Annotated in this window: 15 protein-coding genes and 4 tRNA genes; 3 read left to right on the top strand and 16 right to left on the bottom strand. The window is 65.6% G+C overall.

The window, feature by feature from the left end; all coding sequences use genetic code 11:
• Positions 1 to 125: 125 nt before the first annotated feature.
• The 15 genes from rpoC to ACFCQI_RS12755 form a co-directional block, all read right to left on the bottom strand.
• Positions 126 to 4,337 (bottom strand): DNA-directed RNA polymerase subunit beta', encoded by a 4,212-nt coding sequence (gene rpoC / locus ACFCQI_RS12825; RefSeq protein ID WP_395117258.1) that lies wholly within the window; start codon positions 4,335 to 4,337, stop codon positions 126 to 128.
• A gap of 154 nt (positions 4,338 to 4,491) precedes the next feature.
• Positions 4,492 to 8,655: a DNA-directed RNA polymerase subunit beta gene (rpoB, locus tag ACFCQI_RS12820; protein WP_395121355.1), complete on the bottom strand. Its 4,164-nt coding sequence runs from the start codon at positions 8,653 to 8,655 to the stop codon at positions 4,492 to 4,494.
• 256 nt (positions 8,656 to 8,911) lie between these two features.
• On the bottom strand, positions 8,912 to 9,283 hold the full coding sequence (gene rplL / locus ACFCQI_RS12815; protein ID WP_136258109.1) for a 50S ribosomal protein L7/L12: 372 nt from the start codon (positions 9,281 to 9,283) through the stop codon (positions 8,912 to 8,914).
• 51 nt (positions 9,284 to 9,334) lie between these two features.
• The gene (gene rplJ, locus ACFCQI_RS12810; protein ID WP_395117256.1) at positions 9,335 to 9,868 is read right to left on the bottom strand and encodes a 50S ribosomal protein L10; all 534 of its coding nucleotides are present in this window, start codon (positions 9,866 to 9,868) and stop codon (positions 9,335 to 9,337) included.
• 349 nt (positions 9,869 to 10,217) lie between these two features.
• Positions 10,218 to 10,925 carry a 50S ribosomal protein L1 gene (gene rplA, locus ACFCQI_RS12805; protein ID WP_395117254.1) on the bottom strand — a complete coding sequence of 236 codons (708 nt, stop codon included), beginning with the start codon at positions 10,923 to 10,925 and terminating at the stop codon, positions 10,218 to 10,220.
• 3 nt (positions 10,926 to 10,928) lie between these two features.
• Complete coding sequence (gene rplK, locus ACFCQI_RS12800) at positions 10,929 to 11,357, bottom strand: 50S ribosomal protein L11 (RefSeq protein WP_027491701.1); 429 nt, start codon at positions 11,355 to 11,357, stop codon at positions 10,929 to 10,931.
• Positions 11,358 to 11,656: 299 nt separating this feature from the next.
• The gene (gene nusG / locus ACFCQI_RS12795) at positions 11,657 to 12,217 is read right to left on the bottom strand and encodes a transcription termination/antitermination protein NusG (protein ID WP_136258106.1); all 561 of its coding nucleotides are present in this window, start codon (positions 12,215 to 12,217) and stop codon (positions 11,657 to 11,659) included.
• A gap of 7 nt (positions 12,218 to 12,224) precedes the next feature.
• The gene (secE, locus tag ACFCQI_RS12790; RefSeq protein ID WP_395117252.1) at positions 12,225 to 12,620 is read right to left on the bottom strand and encodes a preprotein translocase subunit SecE; all 396 of its coding nucleotides are present in this window, start codon (positions 12,618 to 12,620) and stop codon (positions 12,225 to 12,227) included.
• A gap of 81 nt (positions 12,621 to 12,701) precedes the next feature.
• Positions 12,702 to 12,777: transfer RNA gene (locus ACFCQI_RS12785), tRNA-Trp, on the bottom strand.
• A 106-nt stretch (positions 12,778 to 12,883) separates the two neighbouring features.
• On the bottom strand, positions 12,884 to 14,074 hold the full coding sequence (gene tuf, locus ACFCQI_RS12780; RefSeq protein WP_395117250.1) for an elongation factor Tu: 1,191 nt from the start codon (positions 14,072 to 14,074) through the stop codon (positions 12,884 to 12,886).
• Between the two features lie 79 nt (positions 14,075 to 14,153).
• Positions 14,154 to 14,229: transfer RNA gene (locus ACFCQI_RS12775), tRNA-Thr, on the bottom strand.
• A 172-nt stretch (positions 14,230 to 14,401) separates the two neighbouring features.
• Positions 14,402 to 14,475, bottom strand: a tRNA-Gly gene (locus tag ACFCQI_RS12770).
• A gap of 48 nt (positions 14,476 to 14,523) precedes the next feature.
• Positions 14,524 to 14,609 (bottom strand) — tRNA-Tyr (locus tag ACFCQI_RS12765).
• A gap of 93 nt (positions 14,610 to 14,702) precedes the next feature.
• The gene (locus ACFCQI_RS12760; RefSeq protein ID WP_395117248.1) at positions 14,703 to 15,191 is read right to left on the bottom strand and encodes an acyl-CoA thioesterase; all 489 of its coding nucleotides are present in this window, start codon (positions 15,189 to 15,191) and stop codon (positions 14,703 to 14,705) included.
• A 106-nt stretch (positions 15,192 to 15,297) separates the two neighbouring features.
• Positions 15,298 to 16,338 carry a cyanophycinase gene (locus ACFCQI_RS12755; protein WP_395117246.1) on the bottom strand — a complete coding sequence of 347 codons (1,041 nt, stop codon included), beginning with the start codon at positions 16,336 to 16,338 and terminating at the stop codon, positions 15,298 to 15,300.
• 132 nt (positions 16,339 to 16,470) lie between these two features.
• Between ACFCQI_RS12755 and ACFCQI_RS12750 the strand changes: the two genes are divergently transcribed.
• From ACFCQI_RS12750 to ACFCQI_RS12740, 3 genes are all read left to right on the top strand, one after another.
• Entirely contained in the window at positions 16,471 to 17,046 is a 576-nt protein-coding gene (locus ACFCQI_RS12750; protein ID WP_395117244.1) for an RNA polymerase sigma factor, read from the top strand.
• Positions 17,036 to 18,094 (top strand): FecR family protein, encoded by a 1,059-nt coding sequence (locus tag ACFCQI_RS12745; RefSeq protein ID WP_395117242.1) that lies wholly within the window; start codon positions 17,036 to 17,038, stop codon positions 18,092 to 18,094. The genes ACFCQI_RS12750 and ACFCQI_RS12745 overlap by 11 nt, the downstream gene beginning before the upstream one ends.
• A gap of 91 nt (positions 18,095 to 18,185) precedes the next feature.
• Positions 18,186 to 21,260 carry a TonB-dependent receptor gene (locus tag ACFCQI_RS12740; RefSeq protein WP_395117240.1) on the top strand — a complete coding sequence of 1,025 codons (3,075 nt, stop codon included), beginning with the start codon at positions 18,186 to 18,188 and terminating at the stop codon, positions 21,258 to 21,260.
• Between the two features lie 114 nt (positions 21,261 to 21,374).
• Here ACFCQI_RS12740 and ychF read toward each other — a convergent pair whose 3' ends face one another.
• Positions 21,375 to 22,463: a redox-regulated ATPase YchF gene (ychF, locus tag ACFCQI_RS12735; RefSeq protein WP_395117239.1), complete on the bottom strand. Its 1,089-nt coding sequence runs from the start codon at positions 22,461 to 22,463 to the stop codon at positions 21,375 to 21,377.
• Positions 22,464 to 22,550 lie beyond the last annotated feature (87 nt).

Raw genomic sequence — 22,550 nt, 5'->3', positions numbered from 1 at the left:
AGAAGCGGGAATTTAACATGAGCCGCCTGCCATGGGCAAGCTGACGCCCTGCCGTCCTTGACCCGAACACGAGGCGCGTCCCTGCGCCTCATTTCGTATGTCAGCGAGTGAAGCCTCGAACGGGCTTACTCGGCACCACCATCTGCACCGGTCACCTCTGCGACCGGGGTCGCAGGCGTGGTTCCGGAAAGCGTCTCGAGCTCCGTGGCGGTCAAACCGCCCTGGCGACGACGCAATGCGTGGTACGCCAAGCCCGTGCCTGCCGGAATGAGACGGCCGACAATAACATTTTCCTTCAGGCCCCGCAAGGTATCACGGGTGCCGCGCACCGCAGCTTCGGTCAACACGCGGGTGGTTTCCTGGAACGAGGCGGCCGAAATGAACGACTCGGTCGCCAGCGAAGCCTTGGTGATGCCAAGCAGGATCGACTGGTATTCGGCCGGTCGCTCGCCCTTGGCCACGGCCCGCTCGTTCTCGGCGTTGATCCGCACGCGCTCGATCTGCTCTCCGCGCAGGTAATGGCTGTCGCCCGGCTCGACGATCTCGATCTTGCGCAGCATCTGGCGAATGATCGCCTCGATGTGCTTGTCGTTGATCTTCACGCCCTGCAGGCGATACACGTCCTGGATCTCCTTGACCAGGTAACCGGCCAGCGGCTCCACGCCCAGCAGGCGCAGGATGTCATGCGGACTCGGCTCGCCGTCGACGACGGTTTCGCCCTTCTCCACATGCTCGCCCTCGAACACGATGACCTGACGCCACTTCGGAATCAGTTCCTCGTGCTCGTTGCCGTCGACGTCCTTGATGACCAGGCGCTGCTTGCCCTTGGTGTCCTTGCCGAAGCTGACGATGCCCGAACGCTCGGCCAGGATCGCCGGCTCCTTCGGTTTGCGCGCCTCGAACAGGTCGGCCACGCGCGGCAGACCGCCGGTGATGTCGCGAGTCTTCGAGCTTTCCTGCGGAATGCGCGCGATCACGTCGCCCACGCCCACCTCGGCGCCGTTCTGGATCGACACGATCGCACCGGCCGGCAGGAAGTACTGCGCGGCGATGTCGGTGCCCGGCAGCTTCAGCTCGCGGCCCTTGGCGTCTTCCAGGCGCACGATCGGACGCAGGTCCTTCGCCTGTGCGCCGCGGCGCTTCGGATCGGTGACCACCGCCGACTCCAGGCCGGTGAGTTCATCGGTCTGGCTCTGCACGGTGACGCCGTCGAGGAAGTCGATGAAGCGCACCACGCCGGCCACCTCGGTGACGATCGGGTGGGTATGCGGGTCCCAGTTGGCCACGGTCTGGCCCGGCTTGACCGCCGCACCGTCCTTGACCGCGATGGTGGCGCCGTACGGCACCTTGTAGCGCTCGCGCTCGCGGCCGCTGGCGTCGATCACGCTCAGTTCGCCGGAACGCGACACCGCCACCAGATGGCCCTGCTTATGCTGCACCGACTTCAGGTTGTTGTACTTCAGCGAACCGGTGGTTTTCACCGTCACGTTGTCCACCGCCGCCGCACGCGAAGCCGCACCGCCGATGTGGAAGGTGCGCATGGTCAGCTGGGTGCCGGGCTCGCCGATCGACTGCGCGGCCACCACGCCCACGGCCTCGCCCATGTTGACCAGATGGCCACGGGCCAGATCGCGGCCGTAGCACAGCTTGCACACGCCATGTTCGGCTTCGCAGGTGATCGGCGAACGCACCTTGATGATCTGCACGCCGGCCTTGTCCAGCTTCTCGACCAGTGCCTCGTTGAGCAGGGTGTCGCGGGTGACGATCGGCTGGTCGTCGTCGCCCGGGGCGTAGACGTCCTCGACTACCACGCGGCCGAGCACGCGGTCGCGCAACGGCTCGACCACGTCGCCGCCTTCGACGATCGGCTGCATGGTGATGCCGTCCTCGGTGCCGCAGTCGTCCATGGTGATGACCACGTCCTGCGCCACGTCGACCAGGCGACGGGTCAGGTAACCGGAGTTGGCGGTCTTCAGCGCGGTATCGGCCAGGCCCTTGCGGGCGCCGTGGGTCGAGTTGAAGTACTGCAGCACGTTCAGGCCTTCGCGGAAGTTGGCCTTGATCGGGGTCTCGATGATCGAGCCGTCCGGGCGCGCCATCAGGCCGCGCATGCCGGCCAGCTGGCGAATCTGCGCCACCGAGCCACGCGCGCCGGAGTCGGCCATGATGTACAGCGAGTTCATCGACTTCTGGTTGACCGTCTTGCCGTCGGCATCGACCACCTTCTCGGTGCCGATGCCGTCGATCATCGCCTTGGCCACCAGCTCGCTGGTGCGCGACCAGATGTCGACCACCTTGTTGTAGCGCTCGCCGGCGGTGACCAGACCGGACTGGTACTGCTGCTGGATCTCGACGACTTCCTTCTCGGCCTCTTCCAGGATCGGCTTTTTCTCGGCCGGAATCAGCATGTCGTCGATGCCGATCGAGATGCCCGAACGAGTCGCGTAGCGATAGCCGGCATACATCAGCTGATCGGCGAACACGACCGTGTCCTTCAGGCCCAGCAGACGGTAGCTGGAGTTGATCAGACGCGAGATGTTCTTCTTCGTCAGCTCGGTGTTGGCCAGCTCGAACGGGAGGCCCTCGGGCATGATCTCGGCCAGCAAGGCGCGACCGACCGTCGTATCGACGATCCTGGTCTGCTGCGTGCGGGTACCGTCTTCGGCGATATGCACCAGCTTCATGCGCACCTTGACCTTGGCGTGCAACTCGACTGCGCGGTTGTCGTATGCGCGACGTGCCTCGCCAATGCCGGAGAACACCATGCCGGTGCCCTTGGCGTTGATCAGCTCACGGGTCAGGTAATACAGGCCCAGCACGACGTCCTGGGTCGGCACGATGATCGGCTCGCCGTTCGCCGGCGACAGGATGTTGTTGGTCGACATCATCAAGGTGCGCGCTTCCAGCTGCGCCTCGATCGACAGCGGCACGTGGACAGCCATCTGGTCGCCGTCGAAGTCGGCGTTGAACGCGGTGCAGACCAGCGGATGCAGCTGGATCGCCTTGCCTTCAATCAGCTTCGGCTCGAACGCCTGGATGCCGAGGCGATGCAGGGTCGGCGCACGGTTCAGCAGTACCGGATGTTCGCGGATCACCTCTTCGAGGATGTCCCACACCTGGGCCTCTTCGCGCTCGACCAGCTTCTTCGCCGCCTTGATGGTGGTGGCTTCGCCACGCGCCTGCAGCTTGGCGAAAATGAACGGCTTGAACAGCTCCAGCGCCATCTTCTTCGGCAGACCGCACTGGTGCAGGCGCAGGGTCGGGCCGACCACGATCACCGAACGACCGGAGTAGTCCACGCGCTTGCCGAGCAGGTTCTGGCGGAAGCGGCCCTGCTTGCCCTTGATCATGTCGGCCAGCGACTTCAGCGCGCGCTTGTTGGTGCCGGTGATGGCACGGCCGCGGCGGCCGTTGTCGAGCAGCGCATCGACCGATTCCTGCAGCATGCGCTTCTCGTTGCGCACGATGATGTCCGGCGCATTGAGCTCGAGCAGCCGCTTCAGGCGGTTGTTGCGGTTGATGACGCGACGGTACAGGTCGTTCAGGTCGGAGGTCGCGAAGCGGCCGCCGTCCAGCGGCACCAGCGGACGCAGATCCGGCGGCAGCACGGGAAGAACGGTCAGCACCATCCACTCCGGCTTGTTGCCGGATTCCAGGAACGCCTCGATCAGCTTGACGCGCTTGGTCAGCCGCTTCAGTTTGGTCTCGGAATTGGTGGAGGCGATCTCTTCCTTCAGGCGGATGACTTCGCCCGGCAGGTCGAGCGACTTCAGCAGGTGGAACACCGCCTCGGCACCCATGCGCGCGTCGAACTCGTCGCCGTGTTCCTCGGTCGCCTCCAGGTACTGGTCCTCGCTGAGCAGCTGGCCGCGCTCCAGCGCGGTCATGCCCGGGTCGATCACCACGAAGGCTTCGAAGTACAGGATGCGCTCGATGTCGCGCAGGGTCATGTCCAGCATCAGGCCGATGCGCGAGGGCAGCGACTTGAGGAACCAGATGTGGGCGGTCGGGCTGGCCAGCTCGATGTGGCCCATGCGCTCGCGACGCACCTTGGCCAGGGTGACCTCGGTACCGCACTTCTCGCAGACCACGCCGCGATGCTTCATGCGCTTGTACTTGCCGCACAGGCACTCGTAGTCCTTCACCGGACCGAAGATGGCCGCGCAGAACAGGCCGTCACGCTCCGGCTTGAAGGTACGGTAGTTGATCGTCTCCGGCTTCTTCACTTCACCGTACGACCACGAGCGGATCAGCTCCGGCGATGCGAGCGCGATCTTGATCGCGTCGAAATCCGGCGTCGCACGCTGCTGGTTGAAGAGGTTGAGCAAGTCTTTCATTTGAATCTCCGGTCGGAGCAAATTCTTGGGTCGAGGTCCGCGGTTCGAACAAGATCAGGTTCGCCGGATCCGGGGCCGGGACCGGGTTTGCTTTTGCAAATCCCGGCTTTTAACAGACGAATGTCTGGTAATCCCGTATCCCGAACCCCGTCGATCACTTGACCTCTTCCAGGTCGATGTTGATGGCGAGCGAGCGGATTTCCTTCACCAGCACATTGAAGGACTCCGGCATGCCTGCCGACATCTCGTGGTTGCCGTCGACGATGTTCTTGTACATCTGGTTGCGGCCCTGCACGTCATCGGACTTCACCGTCAGCATTTCCTGCAGGGTGTAGGCCGCGCCGTAGGCTTCCAGCGCCCAGACTTCCATTTCGCCGAAGCGCTGGCCGCCGAACTGCGCCTTGCCGCCCAGCGGCTGCTGGGTGACCAGCGAGTACGGGCCGGTGGAGCGTGCGTGCATCTTGTCGTCAACCAGGTGGTTGAGCTTCAGGTAATGCATGTAGCCCACGGTGACCGGGCGATCGAACGCCTCGCCGGTGCGGCCGTCGTACAGCGTGGTCTGGCCCGATTCGGGCAGATCCGCCAGCTTCAGCATCGCCTTGATCTCGGTCTCCTCGGCGCCGTCGAACACCGGCGTCGCCATCGGCACGCCTTCCTGCAGGTTGGTGGCGAGCGCCAGGATCTCCTTGTCGGTGAGCGACTTCAGGTCGACGTGCTGCACCGCGCCGGCGACGTGGGTGTTGTAGATCTGGTCGAGGAACTTGCGGATCTCGACCACCTTCTCCTGCGCCTCGAGCATCTTCTGGATCTTCTTGCCCAGGCCCTTGGCGGCCCAGCCCAGATGCACTTCCAGAATCTGGCCGATGTTCATGCGCGAAGGCACGCCCAGCGGGTTGAGGCAGATATCCACCGCCTCGCCGTTGGCCATGTACGGCATGTCCTCGACCGGCACCACGTTGGAAACCACGCCCTTGTTGCCGTGGCGGCCGGCCATCTTGTCGCCCGGCTGGATGCGGCGCTTCACGGCCAGGAACACCTTGACCATCTTCAGCACGCCCGGCGCGAGGTCGTCGCCCTGGGTGATCTTGCCCTGCTTCTCCTTGAAGCGCTTGTCGAACTCTTCCTTGTGGCGCTTGATCTGGTCGGCGGCACGCTCGAGGAACTCGGTGACGTCCTCGTCCTTGACGTTGATCTTGAACCAGTCGTCCTTCTTCAGGCCGTCGAGGTAGGCGTCGGTGATCTCGGTGCCGCGCTTGAGGCCGCCCGGACCGCTCTGTGCGGTCTTGCCGACCAGCTGGGTGCGCATGCGGCTGTAGATCGCGCCTTCGAGGATGCGGAACTGGTCGTCCAGATCCTTGCGCACCCGCTTGACCTCGGTTTCCTCGATCTGCTTGGCGCGCTTGTCTTTCTCGATGCCGTCACGGGTGAACACCTGCACGTCGATGACGGTGCCGTCCATGCCCGGCGGCACGCGCAGCGAGCTGTCCTTCACGTCGGATGCCTTCTCGCCGAAGATCGCGCGCAGCAGCTTCTCTTCCGGGGTCAGCTGGCTCTCGCCCTTCGGCGTGACCTTGCCGACCATGATGTCGCCGGCCTTCACCTCGGCACCGATGTAGACGATGCCCGACTCGTCCAGCCGCGCCAGCGCCTGCTCGCCCACGTTCGGGATGTCGGCGGTGATTTCCTCGGCGCCCAGCTTGGTGTCGCGCGCGATGCAGGACAGCTCCTCGATGTGGATCGAGGTGTAGCGGTCTTCCTGCACGACACGCTCGGAGAGCAGGATCGAGTCTTCGAAGTTGTAGCCGTTCCACGGCATGAACGCGATCAGCATGTTCTGGCCGAGCGCGAGCTCGCCCAGGTCGGTCGACGAGCCGTCGGCCAGCGTGTCGCCCTTCGCCACCACGTCACCGACGTTGACCAGCGGACGCTGGTTGAGGTTGGTGTTCTGGTTGGAGCGGGTGTACTTGGTCAGCGTGTAGATGTCGACGCCGGCGTCGTTGTCGCCCACCTCGTCCTCGTTCACGCGCACCACGATGCGCGCCGCGTCGACCTGGTCGATCACGCCGCCGCGCTTGGCCGAGACGATGACGCCGGAGTCGCGCGCCACGGCGCGCTCGACGCCGGTGCCGACCAGCGGGGTCTGCGAACGCAGGGTCGGTACCGCCTGACGCTGCATGTTCGCGCCCATCAGCGCGCGGTTCGCGTCGTCGTGCTCGAGGAACGGCACCAGCGCCGCGGCGACCGACACGGTCTGCATCGGCGAGACGTCCATGTAGTCCACTTCGGACGCCGGACGCAGCTCGGATTCACCGCGGAAGCGGCAGGACACGAAGTCCTCGATGAAGGCGCCATGCTTGTCCAGCGGCGAGTTCGCCTGCGCGATCACGTGGTCGCCCTCCTCGATCGCCGACAGGTAATCGACCGTGTCGGTGACCTTACCGCCGGCCACCTTGCGGTACGGCGTCTCGAGGAAGCCGTAGGCGTTGGTGCGCGCGTAGACGGCCAGCGAGTTGATCAGGCCGATGTTCGGGCCTTCCGGCGTTTCGATGGTGCAGACGCGGCCGTAATGGGTCGGATGCACGTCGCGCACCTCGAAGCCGGCGCGTTCGCGGGTCAGGCCACCCGGCCCTAGCGCGGAGACGCGGCGCTTGTGGGTGACTTCTGACAGCGGGTTGTTCTGGTCCATGAACTGCGACAGCTGCGAGGAACCGAAGAACTCCTTCACCGCCGCCGCGACCGGCTTGGCATTGATCAGGTCCTGCGGGGTCAGGCCATCGGCTTCGGCCAGGCTGAGGCGTTCGCGAACCGCACGCTCGACGCGCACCAGGCCGATGCGGAAGGTGTTCTCCGCCATTTCGCCCACCGAACGCACGCGGCGGTTGCCCAGGTGGTCGATGTCGTCCACGGTGCCGTGGCCGTTCTTGATGTCGATCAGCACCTTCAGCACGTCGAGGATGTCGGAGCTCTCGCCCTGCTCGGCGACCAGTCGCTGCGACTCCTCTTCCTTGCGCTCGCTGAAGTACTTGTAGTCGTACAGCACGCCCGGGCCGAGGATTTCCTTGCGGCCCACGCGGCGGTTGAACTTCATCCGGCCCACGCTCGACAGGTCGTAACGGTCGAAGGTGAAGAACAGGTTGAAGAACAGGTTCTGCGCGGCGTCCTTGGTCGGCGGCTCGCCCGGACGCATCATGCGGTAGATCTCCACCAGCGCCTCCAGCGGCGTCGTGGTGTTGTCGATGCGCAGGGTGTGCGAGATGTAGGCGCCGCGGTCCAGGTCGTTGACGTACAGCGTCGGCACGATCTCGATGCCGGCCTTGCGGAAGTTCTCCAACTGCTCGGCGGTGATCTCGTCGTTCGCCGAGGCCAGCAGCTCGCCGGTCTTGCTGTCGACGATGTCCTTCGCCACGATGCGGCCGACCGGATAGTCATCCGGTACTTCCAGCGCGGTGATGTTCTCGGCCGCCAGCTGGCGCACATGGCGCGCGGTGATGCGCTTGCCGGCTTCCACCAGCACCTTGCCGCCTATGGCCAGGTCGAAACTCAGCGTCTCGCCGCGAAGGCGCTCGGCAACCAGCTCCAGCGTGGTGCCGCCCTTCTTGCCCAGGTGGAACACGTTGTGCTCGAAGAAGATGCCCAGCATCTCTTCGTTGTTGTAGCCGAGCGCACGCAGCAGCACCGTCACCGGCAACTTGCGGCGACGGTCGATGCGGGTGAACAGCGCGTCCTTCGGGTCGAACTCGAAGTCCAGCCATGAGCCGCGGTAGGGGATCACGCGAGCCGAGAACAGCAGCTTGCCCGAGCTGTGCGTCTTGCCGCGGTCGTGGTCGAAGAACACGCCCGGCGAACGATGCAGCTGCGAGACGATCACGCGCTCGGTGCCGTTGATGATGAAGGTGCCGGTGTCGGTCATGAGCGGAATCTCGCCCATGTAGACCTCCTGCTCCTTGATGTACTTGACCACCTTCTTGGAGGCCGGGCTGTCCTTGTCGTAGATGACCAGGCGCACGGTGGTGCGCAGCGGTGCGCCGAAGGTCATGCCGCGGTTGCGGCATTCGCGCTCGTCGAACGCCGGCTCGCCGAGGCGGTAGTCGACATACTCGAGTGCGGCATTGCCCGAATAGCTGGAGATCGGGAACACCGACTTCAACGCGGCATGCAAACCCTTCTCGCCGCGTTGCTTCGGCGCGACGTGCTCCTGCAGGAACTCACGGTAGGAATCGGTCTGGATGGTCAGCAGGTTGGGCACGCCCAGTACGGGCGGACGCTTGCCAAAGTCCTTGCGGATGCGTTTCTTCTCGGTAAACGAGTAGGCCATGATCGGTAGCGCCTCGGTTCGCAGTGACGCCGGCGGTGCACACACCGGCTGAAGGGATGATTTGTCTTTGCCGGACGGCCAACGCCATCCGGGCCAGGGATTCGGGAATCGAGAATGGGGAATCGGTCAAGGCCCGAAGGCCGTTACTGACGATTCGCCATTCTCCATTCCCCATTCCCGTTCAAACGGGCAAAGCCCGGGAGCTTTCGCTCCCAGGCTCGCTTGACATCAAGTCGAAGCAGCGGCGTACAAACGCCGATTACTTCAATTCGACGGTGGCGCCGGCAGCTTCCAGATCCTTCTTGAACTTGTCGGCGTCTTCCTTCGACACGGCTTCCTTCAGGACGCCGCCGGCCTCGGTGAGGTCCTTGGCTTCCTTCAGGCCCAGGCCGGTGATCGCGCGGACAGCCTTGATCACGTCGACCTTCTTGGCACCGGCGCTCTTCAGGATCACGTCGAACTCGGTCTGCGCTTCGGCAGCCGGACCGGCAGCAGCCGGGCCGGCAGCGACCATCACCGGGGCGGCGGCGGTCACGCCAAACTTCTCTTCGATCGCCTTCACCAGGTCCATCACTTCCATCAGCGACTTGGCGGCGACGGCTTCAACGATCTGTTCGTTGGTCAGGGACATTGCATTTACCTCTGGATGTATTTCGGTTCGGTTTGATGAGACGCAGATCGATCAGGCCGGTTCGGCTTCAGCCGGGGCTTCGGCGGCGACTTCGCCACCACCCTGCTGGTCGGCCACCGCCTTGACGACGCGGGCGAACATCGTGGCCGGCTCGGCCAGCACGCGGGCCAGCATGGCCAGCGCCTGTTCGCGGGTCGGCAGCGAGGCCAGCACGTCGACGTGCGAGGCCGGCAGCAGCTTGCCTTCGACCGAGACGAGCTTCGCCTGCAGCTTGTCGTTGTCCTTGGCGAACTCCTTGATCAGACGCCCGGCAGCGCCGGGTTCTTCCATCGAGAATGCGTACAGCAGCGGACCGACCAGGGCGTCCTTGACGACCTCGAACTCGGTACCGGCCACGGCGCGCGACGCCAGCGTGTTCTTGACGACTCGCAAGTACACACCGGATTCGCGGGCCTTCTTGCGCATCGCGGTCATCTGAGCGACCGTGGTGCCCGCATACTCGGCAGCGACCAGGGAGTGAGCCTTCGCGGCAACTTCAGCCAGCTCTGCGACTACTTCTTGCTTCTGAGACAGATTGAGAGCCATTGCACTCCTCCAAATGAACTCCGCTCGCGGCTCCTGCCGCTTGCGGTCCTGGGCGACGCCATCCCTGGCGCCGGGGACACCTCGTGCCCCGGGTGTTGGCCTTTCCAGAACTGAACAACGAACCGTTCCAGTAGGGGCAGCACCATCTGCGCAGGCCGGATCGTGGCGACTCCGATTAAGCAACCCCGTTGGCGACGCGGCGATTCCCTGCCAGGTTCGAGCTCCCTGCCCGTCGTCGTCGCGCGTTGGTTGCGCCTGCGGTCTTTGACAGCGATCCCGGCTTCGCGAACGGGCCGGGACTGCCCTCAAAAACTGCCCGCGTCGACTTCGAGGTCGACGCGGGGCTTGATTACTTGGCGGCGATCGTCAGCGACGAGGTATCGACGGCAACGCCGACGCCCATCGTGCTGGACAACGCCACTTTCTGCAGGAACACGCCCTTGGCCGTCGACGGCTTGGCCTTGATCACATCGGCGATCAGCGCGTTGAGGTTGTCCGCCAGCTGGGCGGCCTCGAAGCTGGCCTTGCCGATGGTGGCGTGGACGATGCCCGCCTTGTCGTTGCGGAACTTGACCTGGCCGGCCTTGGCGTTCTTCACCGCGGTGGCGACGTCGGCGGTGACCGAGCCGTCCTTCGGGTTCGGCATCAGGCCGCGCGGGCCGAGCAACTGGCCGAGCTTGCCGACCACGCGCATCGCGTCCGGCGTGGCGATCACGCGACCGAAGTCGAGATCACCGCCCTGCATGCGCTCGGCCAGGTCGTCCATGCCGACGGCGTCGGCACCGGCGGCCTTGGCAGCCTCGGCCTTCTCGCCCGGCGGGCAGAACACGGCGACCTTGACGGTCTTGCCGGTGCCATGCGGCAGCAGCGAGGAGCCACGCACGCCCTGGTCCGACTTCTTCGCGTCGATACCCAGGCGCACCGCCACGTCCACCGACTCGGCGAACTTCGCCTTGGCGTTGTCCTTGACGATCTTCAGGGCTTCTTCCAGGCCGTAGAACTTGCCCGGCTGCACCGCGGCCTGCGCGGCTTTCATGCGCTTCGTGAGCTTTGCCATGTCTTAACCCTCCACCACAAGGCCCATGCTGCGGGCGCTACCGGCAATGGTGCGTACCGCGGCGTCGAGATCGGCAGCCGTCAGATCCGGCTCCTTCTGCTTGGCAATGTCTTCCAGCTGCTTGCGGGTGACCTTGCCGACCTTGTCGGTGTTCGGCTTCTGCGAACCCTTGGCGACGCCGGTGGCCTTCTTCAGAAGGATGGTGGCGGGCGGGGTCTTGGTGATGAAGGTGAAGCTGCGGTCGGAATAGGCCGTGATGATGGTCGGGATCGGCAGACCCGGCTCCAGCTTCTGCGTGGCGGCATTGAACGCCTTGCAGAACTCCATGATGTTCAGGCCGCGCTGACCGAGGGCGGGACCGACCGGCGGCGAGGGGTTGGCCTGACCGGCCTTGACCTGCAGCTTGATGTAACCGACAACTTTCTTTGCCATGGGATTTTCCTCGCGAGTCCAGGCGCCTTGCGGCTCCTCGCTGTTCACCGCTCCGTGGATGGAAGGAAGACCTGCCTCGTGCAGATCCGAAACGCGGACACGCCGGGCCAAAAAGACCCCGCGTGAACCGCGCAGTATAGAGATTTACCGGATCATCAGCAAGCCCCGTGCCAGTTGCGGCACCAAGACCGAAATCGGAAGCGGAGAGTGTCGGCCTGACCGGCGCTACCCTCCCCCGCCAGCGGAGGAAAAGACGAAGATGCCGAGCGAGTGCGCTCCGGGCAATCTTTTCCCTGGACTCAGGCCTTTTCGACCTGACCGAACTCCAGTTCCACCGGGGTCGAACGCCCGAAGATCAACACGGCCACGCGCAGGCGGCTCTTCTCGTAGTTGACTTCCTCGACCACGCCGTTGAAATCGTTGAACGGGCCCTCGGTGACACGCACCATCTCGCCCGGCTCGAACAGCACCTTCGGCTTGGGCTTCTCGACGCCCTCGCGCACGCGACTGAGAATGGCGTCGGCTTCGCTGTCCTTGATCGGCAACGGGCGATCGGCGGTGCCGCCGATGAACCCCATGACCTTGGGGGTTTCCTTGATCAGGTGCCAGCACTCGTCGTCGATGCGTGGCGCCTTGCCCTCGGTGCTGCACTCGATCTGCACCAGCACGTAGCCGGGGAAGAACTTGCGATCGCTGCGGCGCTTCTGCCCGCCGCGCATCTCGATCACTTCCTCGGTCGGCACCAGCACTTCGCCGAACTTCTCTTCCATCCCGGCGCGCTTGATGCGCTCCTCGAGAGAACGCTTGACCTGGTTCTCGAAGCCCGAATAGGCGTGCACCACGTACCAGCGCTTGCTCATGCTCATCTCAACCACCCAGCTTCAACAGCCAGTCGAGGATGACCGACTTCAGGATCAGGTCGATCAACCCCAGCAGCAGCGACAGGACGATCACCACCAGCAGGATGACGCCGGTCGTCTTGATCGTCTCGTCGCGCGTGGGCCAGACCACCTTGCGCATCTCGAACTGCGATTCGGCCAGGAAATTCCTGACCCGCCGCCCCAGCCCGGTGAACGCGGCGATCGCCACGGCGATCACCAGCGCGGCGAGCACGCCCAGCAGGCGCATCGACACGGGGACGCTGCCGTCACGACCGAACCAGGAATAGGCAAAGATGCCCGCTGCCAGCACCAGCCCCGCCAGTATCAGCTTGCCGATGTCGCCAGCGTTGGTGCCCTTGGGCTGTTCTGCCTTGGTAATCATGTGCGCTTGTCGAGTGGCGGCAGCACGCCGAGCCTTGCGGTCGACCCTGCCATCGTCACCCGTCCGAATCCTCGGGAAAAGTGGCACGCCAGGAGGGACTTGAACCCCCAACCTGCGGTTTTGGAGACCGCTGCTCTGCCAATTGAGCTACTGGCGTAAAAACGGGAACAGGGAATAGAGAATCGGGAATGGTAAACGATCCGGAGCGTGTCGTGCTTCGCTCCAGCGATTCCCGATTCCCGATTCCCTACTCCCGATGTATTTTACTTGATGACCTTGGCCACCACGCCGGCGCCGACGGTGCGGCCGCCCTCGCGGATGGCGAAACGCAGGCCTTCGTCCATCGCGATCGGGTGGATCAGGCTCACCACCATCTTCACGTTGTCGCCCGGCATCACCATTTCCACGCCTTCCGGCAGGGTCACGGCACCGGTCACGTCGGTCGTGCGGAAGTAGAACTGCGGGCGGTAGCCCTTGAAGAACGGCGTGTGACGGCCACCCTCGTCCTTCGACAGCACATACACCTCGGCCTCGAAGTCCGTGTGCGGGGTGATCGTGCCCGGCTTGGCCAGCACCTGGCCACGCTCCACGTCGTCGCGCTTCAGGCCGCGCAGCAGCAGGCCGGCGTTGTCGCCCGCCTGACCCTGGTCCAGCAGCTTGCGGAACATCTCCACGCCGGTGACTGTGGTCTTCTGCGTGTCGCGGATGCCGACCACTTCGATTTCGTCGCCCACCTTGATCACGCCGCGCTCGATACGACCGGTCACCACGGTGCCGCGGCCGGAGATCGAGAACACGTCTTCCACCGGCATCAGGAACGGCTTGTCGATCGTGCGCACCGGCTCGGGGATGTAGCTGTCCAGCGCGTCCACCAGCTTGATGATCGCCGGCACGCCGATTTCGCTCTGGTCGCCTTCCAGCGCCTTCAGCGCCGAACCATGGATGATCGGGGTGTCGTCGCCCGGGAAGTCGTACTTGCTCAGCAGCTCGCGCACTTCCATCTCGACCAGTTCGAGCAGCTCGGCGTCATCGACCATGTCCGCCTTGTTCAGGAACACCACGATGTACGGCACGCCGACCTGGCGCGACAGCAGGATGTGCTCGCGCGTCTGCGGCATCGGGCCGTCCGCGGCCGAGCACACCAGGATCGCGCCGTCCATCTGCGCCGCACCGGTGATCATGTTCTTCACGTAGTCCGCGTGGCCGGGGCAGTCGACGTGCGCGTAGTGACGGGTCGGCGACTCGTATTCCACGTGCGCGGTCGAGATCGTGATGCCGCGCGCCTTCTCTTCCGGCGCCGCGTCGATCGCGCTGTAGTCCTTGAATTCTCCACCGAAACGCTCGGCACCGACCTTCGTCAGCGCCGCCGTCAGCGTCGTCTTGCCGTGATCCACGTGACCAATCGTGCCGACGTTGACGTGCGGCTTGGTGCGTTCGAATTTACCCTTTGCCATGCGCGCTAAACCCCGATGGAGTCAATCAATTGTAGAAAAAGAACAGCCCGTTTACGGGCTGGCCGTGAAGGCCGGAAGCTGGTGCTCATGACAGGAATCGAACCTGTGACCTCTTCCTTACCAAGGAAGTGCTCTACCGACTGAGCTACATGAGCGTGTATTTCAGCCGTCCTCCATGACGGCAAAGACAAGACCGACATCCTGTCGGACTCTTCATAACTTCAGCCATCCTCCATGATGACGAAGAACAGACCGGCGTCCTGCCGGATGATTCGAAACTTATGCCGCGATCGCGTCGATCAACAGCTTCTGACACTTGCAGTGCAATGGAGCGGGAGACGGGGATCGAACCCGCATCATCAGCTTGGAAGGCTGAGGTTCTACCATTGAACTACTCCCGCCCTGCGCGGAAATCGTGTCTTGCGCGCCGCTTTCGCGTCGCTTGTTGCTGGTGGAGGGAGGTGGATTCGAACCACCGAAGGCGTAAGCCAGCAGATTTACAGTCTGCCCCCGTTGGCCGCTTGGGTATCCCTCCAACAAAGAACGCGTATTGTGTGGATCGTGCCGGGAACTGTCAACACCTCATGGCACGCATATCGCATGTCGGCGCGCCATCCGGCCGTGCCCGTCAGGTGTCGGCAAGGTCTTGCGGATCGACCAACTGCTCCATCCCCCGGGACAACTCGAGCAGTTGCCGGGCCTTGGCCTGCAGGCGTCGGTCGGCCTCGTTGCGCGGCTCCCAGCATGGCACCGGGGTGGGCTTGCCATCGGCGCCGTCCAGCGCCACAAACACCATCACGCAGCTGGTCGCCAGGCGCTGGTCGCCCTTGCGCAAGTCGCTGGCCATCACGTCGACGGCCAGATGCATGCTGCTGCGGCCCGTATGGATCAGGCGCGCCCTCACCGTGACGAGGTCGCCGATCAGGATCGGCGCCACGAACTGGATGCCGCTGACCGAGGCCGTGACGCAATACGCTCCACTCCAGGCAACCGCGCAGGCATAACCGGCCTGGTCGATCCACTTCATCGCCATGCCGCCGTGCACCTTGCCGCCGAAGTTGACGTCGGTGGGCTGGGCGAGAAAACGGAAACTGACTTCCTGCTGTTTTCCGGGCATGGCGGGTCCGCGAAAGCAAGATCGGAAGGGCGATTATGCCCGCTTCACCCACTCACCACGATCGCTACGCCGGCAACCGGCGTCGCCATGCGCGCGCCGAAGCCAGCTAACGTGCCGGCGTCGCGGCCGGCACGGCATCGCCGTGCAACTCAAGCTTGCCGTCGCGCACGTCAGCGGTGACCTCGAACGCCGGGCGTTGCACGCTCAGATCGCGCAGGTCGATCCGACTGTGCGGGCCGATGCCGGTCACGCGAATGCCCCGATAGTCCAGCGGCTGGCCGGCAACGACCCGCGCCGGCGGACCCGCGGGGCGCACCAGCCAGGCGAAACCGTCGTTCAGGGTGACCAGATGCCCTTGTCCATCGGCCTCCACGCACAACGCGGCATCCTCATCCACGCCCAGGCCGATCACGTCGGCATGCCCCTCGTGGCGCAACCGGGCGATGAACGCAACCAACCGGCCCAGCCGCTTGCGCGCATGGAAGTGGGTGTCGGTGATGACGTGCCGCAGGTACGGCAGATGCAGGAAACCTTCGACCACGGTCACCGCCTTGCCCAGCGGATCGGCCAGCGCTTCATCCGAGGTGATGCTGCCGCCGTCCAGCGCGCCATAGGCAAAGCGGCCGAGGATCGCCAGGCCGGCACTGGTGCCGCCCAGCGGCTTGCCCTGCGCCACATGGCGTTCCAGCAAGGCGTTCAACGGCGTGCCTTTCCAGAACCGCACATAGTTGGCCTGGTCGCCGCCGGCGATGAAGATGCCGTCGGCCGAACGCACGATCTCCAGCACGCGCGGATCGCTGGCCGCCGCGCGGTCGTGGAACACCAGGGTCTGCACCGAGGCCACGCCGCCGATGTCTTCGTACAGCTCCTTCTGCAATTCATCGGCACCGGAGGCGCGCAGGACCACGAAATGCCCGTGCCCGCCCCTGGCGGCGAACCATGCGAACGCCGCCGGCGGCCAGTCACCACCGCCCATCAGCAGCAGCGCCGGCTCGGTGGTTCCGGGGCGCGCGGCGTCGAGCTTGCCGATCCGGTAATAGTCGTAGCCCGCACCCGACGGCTTGGCCACGCTGCCGGGCCCGAAGCCCGCCAACAGCAGGCAGCACGCCAGCCACAGCCAGCGGAAAGTTGGTCGGAACGTTTTCATCGGCACTTCCCCGGGCCATGACAGAGCGGGCGCATGCCCGTCCGTGGTTATCGTCCGGGACGAGCGGCCCGCGGATATCCCCCACGTTCGCCCCGCTGTCCAGCCGCCCCGGATTGGCGCTAAGGTCGCCACGTGGACAATTCCCTCAACAGCTGGTTTGCCCGCGAAATCCTCGTCCACGAGGGCGCCCTGATGCGCTATCTGCGGCGCAGCTGGTTCCGTCGCGAGGAGGTCCACGACCTGCGCCAGGAGATCTACGTGCGCGTCTACGAAGCCGCGGCACGGTCGCGCCCGACCCAACCCAAGTCGTTCATGTTCACCACGGCGCGCCACCTGATGACCGACCGCCTGCGCCGCGAACGGGTGGTCTCGATCGAGGCCGTGGGTGATATCGACGCGTTGAACGTCTCGGTGGACGAGGTCACGCCGGACCGCCGGCTGGACGCACACCAGGAGTTGAAACGCCTCGCCGACGCGTTCGACCGCCTGCCCGACCGCTGCCGCGAGGTGGTCTGGCTGCGCCGCGTCGAGCAGTTGTCGCAGAAACAGGTCGCCGCCCGCATGGGCATCAGCGAGAAGACCGTGGAGAAGCAGATCGCCAAGGGCGCGCGGCTGATCGCTCAGTATGTGCACGGCGATCGCCACGCCCATCGCCACACCCGTGCAGGCGAACAGGAAACCGCCATCGAGCTTGGTCATGACCAGTAGCAGGGAGATCGAACACATCGCCGCGAGCTGGCTGGCCCGACGCGACGGCGAGCACTGGAACGAGCGCGACCAGCGCCGGCTGGACGCGTGGCTGGATGCGTCAACCGCGCACCGGGTGGCCTACGTGCGGCTCGACGCGGCGTGGCAGCAAAGCGGCCGGCTGCAGGCGCTGGGTGCCGGCTGGCGCGCCGGCGGCGTGCCGCCGCGTGGCAGTTGGGCGACGCCGCACACCGGTGCACCTGCGCTGACGCAACCGCACCCTGCCGCGACTCCGCGCGGCTGGCGGGCAGCCACGCGACGCCGATCCTGGCCGCACGCCCGGCTGCTGGCGGTCGCTGCTTCGCTGCTGGTGGTCGTGACGCTGGCGCTGGCCTGGCATGGGTACGGCGCGGTGGAGCAGGCGTCCTATCGAACCGCCGTCGGCGAGCTGCGCGAGGTGCAACTGGCGGACGGCTCGGTGGCCACGCTCAGCAGCGACAGCCGCATCCAGCTGACCTGGTCGCGCCGCGAACGCCACGTCGATCTCGAGCAAGGCGAGGCGTTCTTCAGCGTGGCCAAGGATCGCGCGCGACCGTTCGTGGTCAGCGCCGACGCGCGCCGGGTGATCGCCGTCGGCACACGCTTCGCGGTGCGCCGTGACGCGGCGGATCTGCGCGTGGTGGTCACCCAGGGCCTGGTGCGGCTGGAATCCGACGGTCGTCCCGACGGCCCGCACCAGGCCACCACCCTGTTGCCGGCCGGCAGCGTGGCCATCGCCAGCGATGGCGGCGTGGTCGTGCATTCGGGAACCGTGCAGCAGGCGCAGGAATACCTGAGCTGGCGCAACGGTTTCGTCAGCTTCCACGACACCCCGCTGGCCACCGCCGTGGCCGAGTTCAACCGCTACAACCAGCGCAAGATCGTGATCGACGATGCGCGGGTCGGCGCCATGCGCGTGGGCGGCAACTTCCGCTGGTCCAACACCGACGCCTTCGTGCGGCTGCTGACGCGCGGCTTCCCGGTCAAGGCCGCCGCGCGCGGGAACACCATCGTGTTGAGTCCGCGCTGAGCGGAGCGGTGCCTGGGGGGATTTTCCGCGCCCGCTCGTCATGGCATCTACGCGGTGCGCATCGTGCGCGCCTGCCCGGGGAGAACTGCACATGACTCGTTCGCTACGCGGCGCGCTGTTGATCCTTGCTTGCTCGGCACCGGCCCTCGCCGCCGCACAGGCCCCGGCGACGCGGCCGGTCGACATCCCGGCCGGTGACCTGGTCACCGCGCTGGATACGCTGGCCCGCCAGTCCGGCGCGCAGTTCATCTACCAGGCCGACCAGCTGCGCGGACTGCGCACCGCCGGCGTGCGCGGCACGCTGTCGACGGACGAGGCACTGCGGCGGTTGCTGGCCGGCAGCGGCTTCACCACGCAGCACGACGAGTCCGGCGCGGTAGTGATCGTCAAGGCGGCCCGCCGAACCGCGCCGCCAATCGCACCCGCGCCTGCCGGCAGCGGCTCCGCCGAACCGGACCCGGAACAGGCCACGCGGCTGGACGAAGTGCAGGTCACCGGCTCGCGCATTCCGCGGGTGCAGGTCGAGGGCCCGGCGCCGGTCACCGTGGTCACCGCGCAGGAGATCAAGGCCGCCGGCTTCGCCAGCGTGCCCGACGTGATGCGCGCGATCACCCAGAACAGCGGCGAGACGCAGAGCCAGCAATCCTCCAGCGGCGCCGACTTTTCGCCGGGCGCCGAGGAAGTCGACTTGCGCGGGCTCGGCCCCAACCACACCCTGGTACTGGTCAACGGCCGGCGCATCGCCGACTTTCCGCTGCCGTTCAAGGGCCGCAGCAACTTCACCGACATCTCCAACATCCCGATCGGCATGATCGACCGCATCGAGGTGCTCACCGGCAGCGCCTCGGCGGTGTACGGTTCGGATGCGATCTCCGGCGTGGTGAACTTCATCCTGAAGGACCACGCCGACGGCACCACCATCGACCTGCGCTACGGCGACACCACCCGCGGCGGCGGCGCGTCGACCAAGCTGAACTTCTCCACCGGCTTCTCGCAGGGTGACTTCAACCTGGTGTTCGGCGCCGAGCTGATCGACCAGAAGCCGCTGTGGGCCTACGACCGCAAGATCCAGGACTCCACCGCCGACGCGCCCACCGCGCGCTCGCAGGTGCCGCGCCGCACCTTCCTCAATGGCGACTGGAACGACGACTACATCGACCCCGGCCAGGCCACCTGCGACGCGCTGTCGTACCTCAACGGCGGCACCACGGTGTATGCGAACCGGCCGCGCTACGGCAATTTCTGTGGCAGCGCCGAGTCGATCGGCTACGGCACCATCCTCAGCCAGCGCCGCGGCATCAACACCTACACCTCGGCCAACTTCAAGATCAACGACAACCTGAGCTGGTTCGGCGACATGCAGCTGGGCTGGAGCAAGGTCGAGCTGTTCCGCGACGTCGAGCAGTGGAACTACCAGGCGCCCGACGGCAACGAGGACGGCTACTTCTACAACGCGCACAGCGGCGGCATCGAGAACTGGTATCGCCAGTTCACGCCCGAGGAAATGGGTGGCCTCGGCCGCGGCATGATCGAGAACACGCAGAAGACCTTCAGCCTCACCACCGGCTTCAAGGGCACGTTCGGCCAGGCCTGGGATTACGAGGCCTCGCTCAGCCACTCGCAGTACAAGGCGCTGATCAGCTGGCCGCAGACCGTCGCCGCGAAGGCCAACGATCTCTACCTCGGCCCGCAACTGGGCGTGGACCCGGACAGCGGCCTGCCGATCTTCGACGCCGATCCCGTCCGCCTGTACACGCCGCTGACCCGCGCCGAGTACGACGCGATCACCGCGCGCACCAACTACCACCCCGAATCGCGCAGCGACACGCTGGCGTTCACCCTGACCAACACCGCCTTGTTCAACCTGCCCGCCGGGCCGGCGGGTTTCGCCGGCGTGGTCGAGTTCGGCAACCAGGCCTACGACCTCAACCCCGACCCGCTGGCCACCCAGTACTACTACTACAGCTGGAAGGATTCCGACGGCCACGGCAGCCGCAACCGCTGGGCCACCGCCGGCGAGCTGCGCCTGCCGCTGCTGGAATCGCTCAACCTCAGCCTGGCCGGCCGCTACGACCAGTACCGCTTCTCCGGCCACAAGACCGGCAAGCTGACCTACAGCACCGGGCTGGAATGGCGCCCGCTCGACAGCCTGCTGCTGCGCGGCTCCTACGGCACCGCGTTCCGTGCGCCGGACCTGCACTACGTCTACGCCGGCATCGGCAACGACGAAACCTCCGGCAACGACTACTACCGCTGCCGCACCGAGGAGCCGGATGTCGACATCACCGATTGCGATTACGCCGACGAAGGCCTGATCCGCACGCGCCAGGGCAACCGCGACCTGAACTCCGAAACCAGCACCTCGTGGACCGGCGGCTTCGTGTGGTCGCCGACGCCGAACCTGGATCTGTCGGTGGACTATTTCAACATCCGCATGAAGAACCAGGTGCAGGACCTCAGCACCGACCGCATCCTGCAGCTGGAGGCGAACTGCCGCATCGGCACCGACGTCGGCGGCAATCCGGTGGACGCGAATTCGCCCAGCTGCCTCGACGCGATCTCGCGCGTGAACCGCTATCCGACCGACAGCGCGGTCGATCCGGGCGGCCTGTACGGCATCTACGTCAACCCGATCAACGTGGCCAACGAGCGCACCAGCGGCATCGACGCCAGCGCCCACTACAAGCTGGAAACCGCGATCGGCACATTCCGCCTCGCGGGCAGCCATACCTGGACGCGCAATCACCTGTTCCAGCAATATCCCGGCGACCCCACCCTGGACGAGCTGGCAGTCAACAGCGGCTTCGACATCCCGCGCGAGAAGACCAGCGCCAGCGTGTCATGGGAGCGCAAGGCCTGGTCGGCCACCCTGTTCGGCACGCGCCTCGGACGGCTGCCGAACTCGGATTCGTACGACCAGATCGTCGACACGGGCGCGGGCGAACCGGCCTGGGTACACGCCACCTACCGCTACAACGCCACGCTGCAATACAAGTTCAGCGACCACGCGCAGCTGTCGCTGGCGGTGGACAACCTGTTCGACAAGATGCCGCCACGCGACCCCAGCTACACGTCATACCCGTACTACGACATCTCGTGGTTCGACGCGGCCGGCCGCAGCTACTACGTGCAGTTCACCTACAAGTTCGGCGGCAGCGCGCTTTAGCAGCCAACCTTCCCGCAGGAGCGCACTTGTGCGCGATGCTTTCCGCAGCGTGACGGAGAGCATCGCGCACAAGTGCGCTCCCACGATCTTGCGGCGGGCATAGCCCGCTGGTCGTCAGACGTTGAACAGGAAGTGCAGCACGTCGCCGTCCTTGACGATGTAGTCCTTGCCTTCCTTGCGCAGACGCCCGGCGGCGGCGGCGCCGGCTTCGCCCTTGTACTGGATGAAGTCGTCGTAGGAGACGGTTTCGGCGCGGATGAAGCCTTTCTCGAAATCGCTGTGGATCACGCCGGCAGCCTGTGGCCCGGTGGCGCCGCGCTTCACCTGCCACGCGCGCACTTCCTTCACGCCGGCGGTGAAATAGGTCTGCAGGTCGAGCAGCTTGTAGCCGGCGCGGATCACCCGGTTCAGGCCCGGCTCGTCCAGGCCCATGTCCTTCAGGAACTCGTCGCGGTCGGCTTCGTCGAGTTGCGCCAGTTCCTCCTCGATGGCCGCACACACCGGCACCACCTCGGCACCCTCGGCGACAGCGCGCTCGCGCACGGCGTCCAGCAACGGATTGTTCTCGAAGCCGTCGTCGGCGACGTTGGCGATGTACATCAGCGGCTTCAGGGTGAGCAGGAACAGGTCGCGCACCAGCGCCTTCTCTTCCTCGTCCAGGCCGAGGCTGCGCGCGGACTTGCCTTCGTTGAGCCCGGCGGCCAGCTTCTGCAGCACCGGCTTCTTCGCCAACGCATCCTTGTCGTTCGCCTTGGCCGCGCGCTCGGCGCGGTTCAGCGCCTTGTCCACCGACTCCAGGTCGGCCAGCGCCAGCTCGGTGTCGATGGTCTCGATGTCGGCGATCGGATCGACCTTGCCGGCGACGTGGATCACGTCGCCCTCGAAGCAGCGCACCACGTGGGCGATCGCGTCGACCTCGCGGATGTGGGCCAGGAACTTGTTGCCCAGGCCCTCGCCCTTCGACGCGCCGGCGACCAGGCCGGCGATGTCGACGAACTCCACCGCGGTCGGCACCACCTTCTGCGGGTTGACGATCGCCGCCAACGCATTCAGCCGCGGGTCCGGCACCGGCACCACGCCCACGTTCGGCTCGATCGTGCAGAACGGAAAATTGGCCGCCGCGATGCCGGCCTTGGTCAGCGCGTTGAACAGGGTGGACTTGCCGACGTTGGGCAGTCCGACGATGCCGCATTTGATGCCCATGGTTTGAAATCCGGGAATGGGAAATAGTGAATGGGGAACAGGAACGGCAGGAGCACGGGACGCTGTTGCGATTCCCTGCTCCCCATC

The sequence above is a fragment of the Rhodanobacter sp. FW102-FHT14D06 genome (assembly GCF_043950705.1).
In the GTDB taxonomy this organism is placed as follows: Bacteria; Pseudomonadota; Gammaproteobacteria; order Xanthomonadales; family Rhodanobacteraceae; genus Rhodanobacter.
This window is presented reverse-complemented; position numbering and strand designations above follow the sequence as displayed.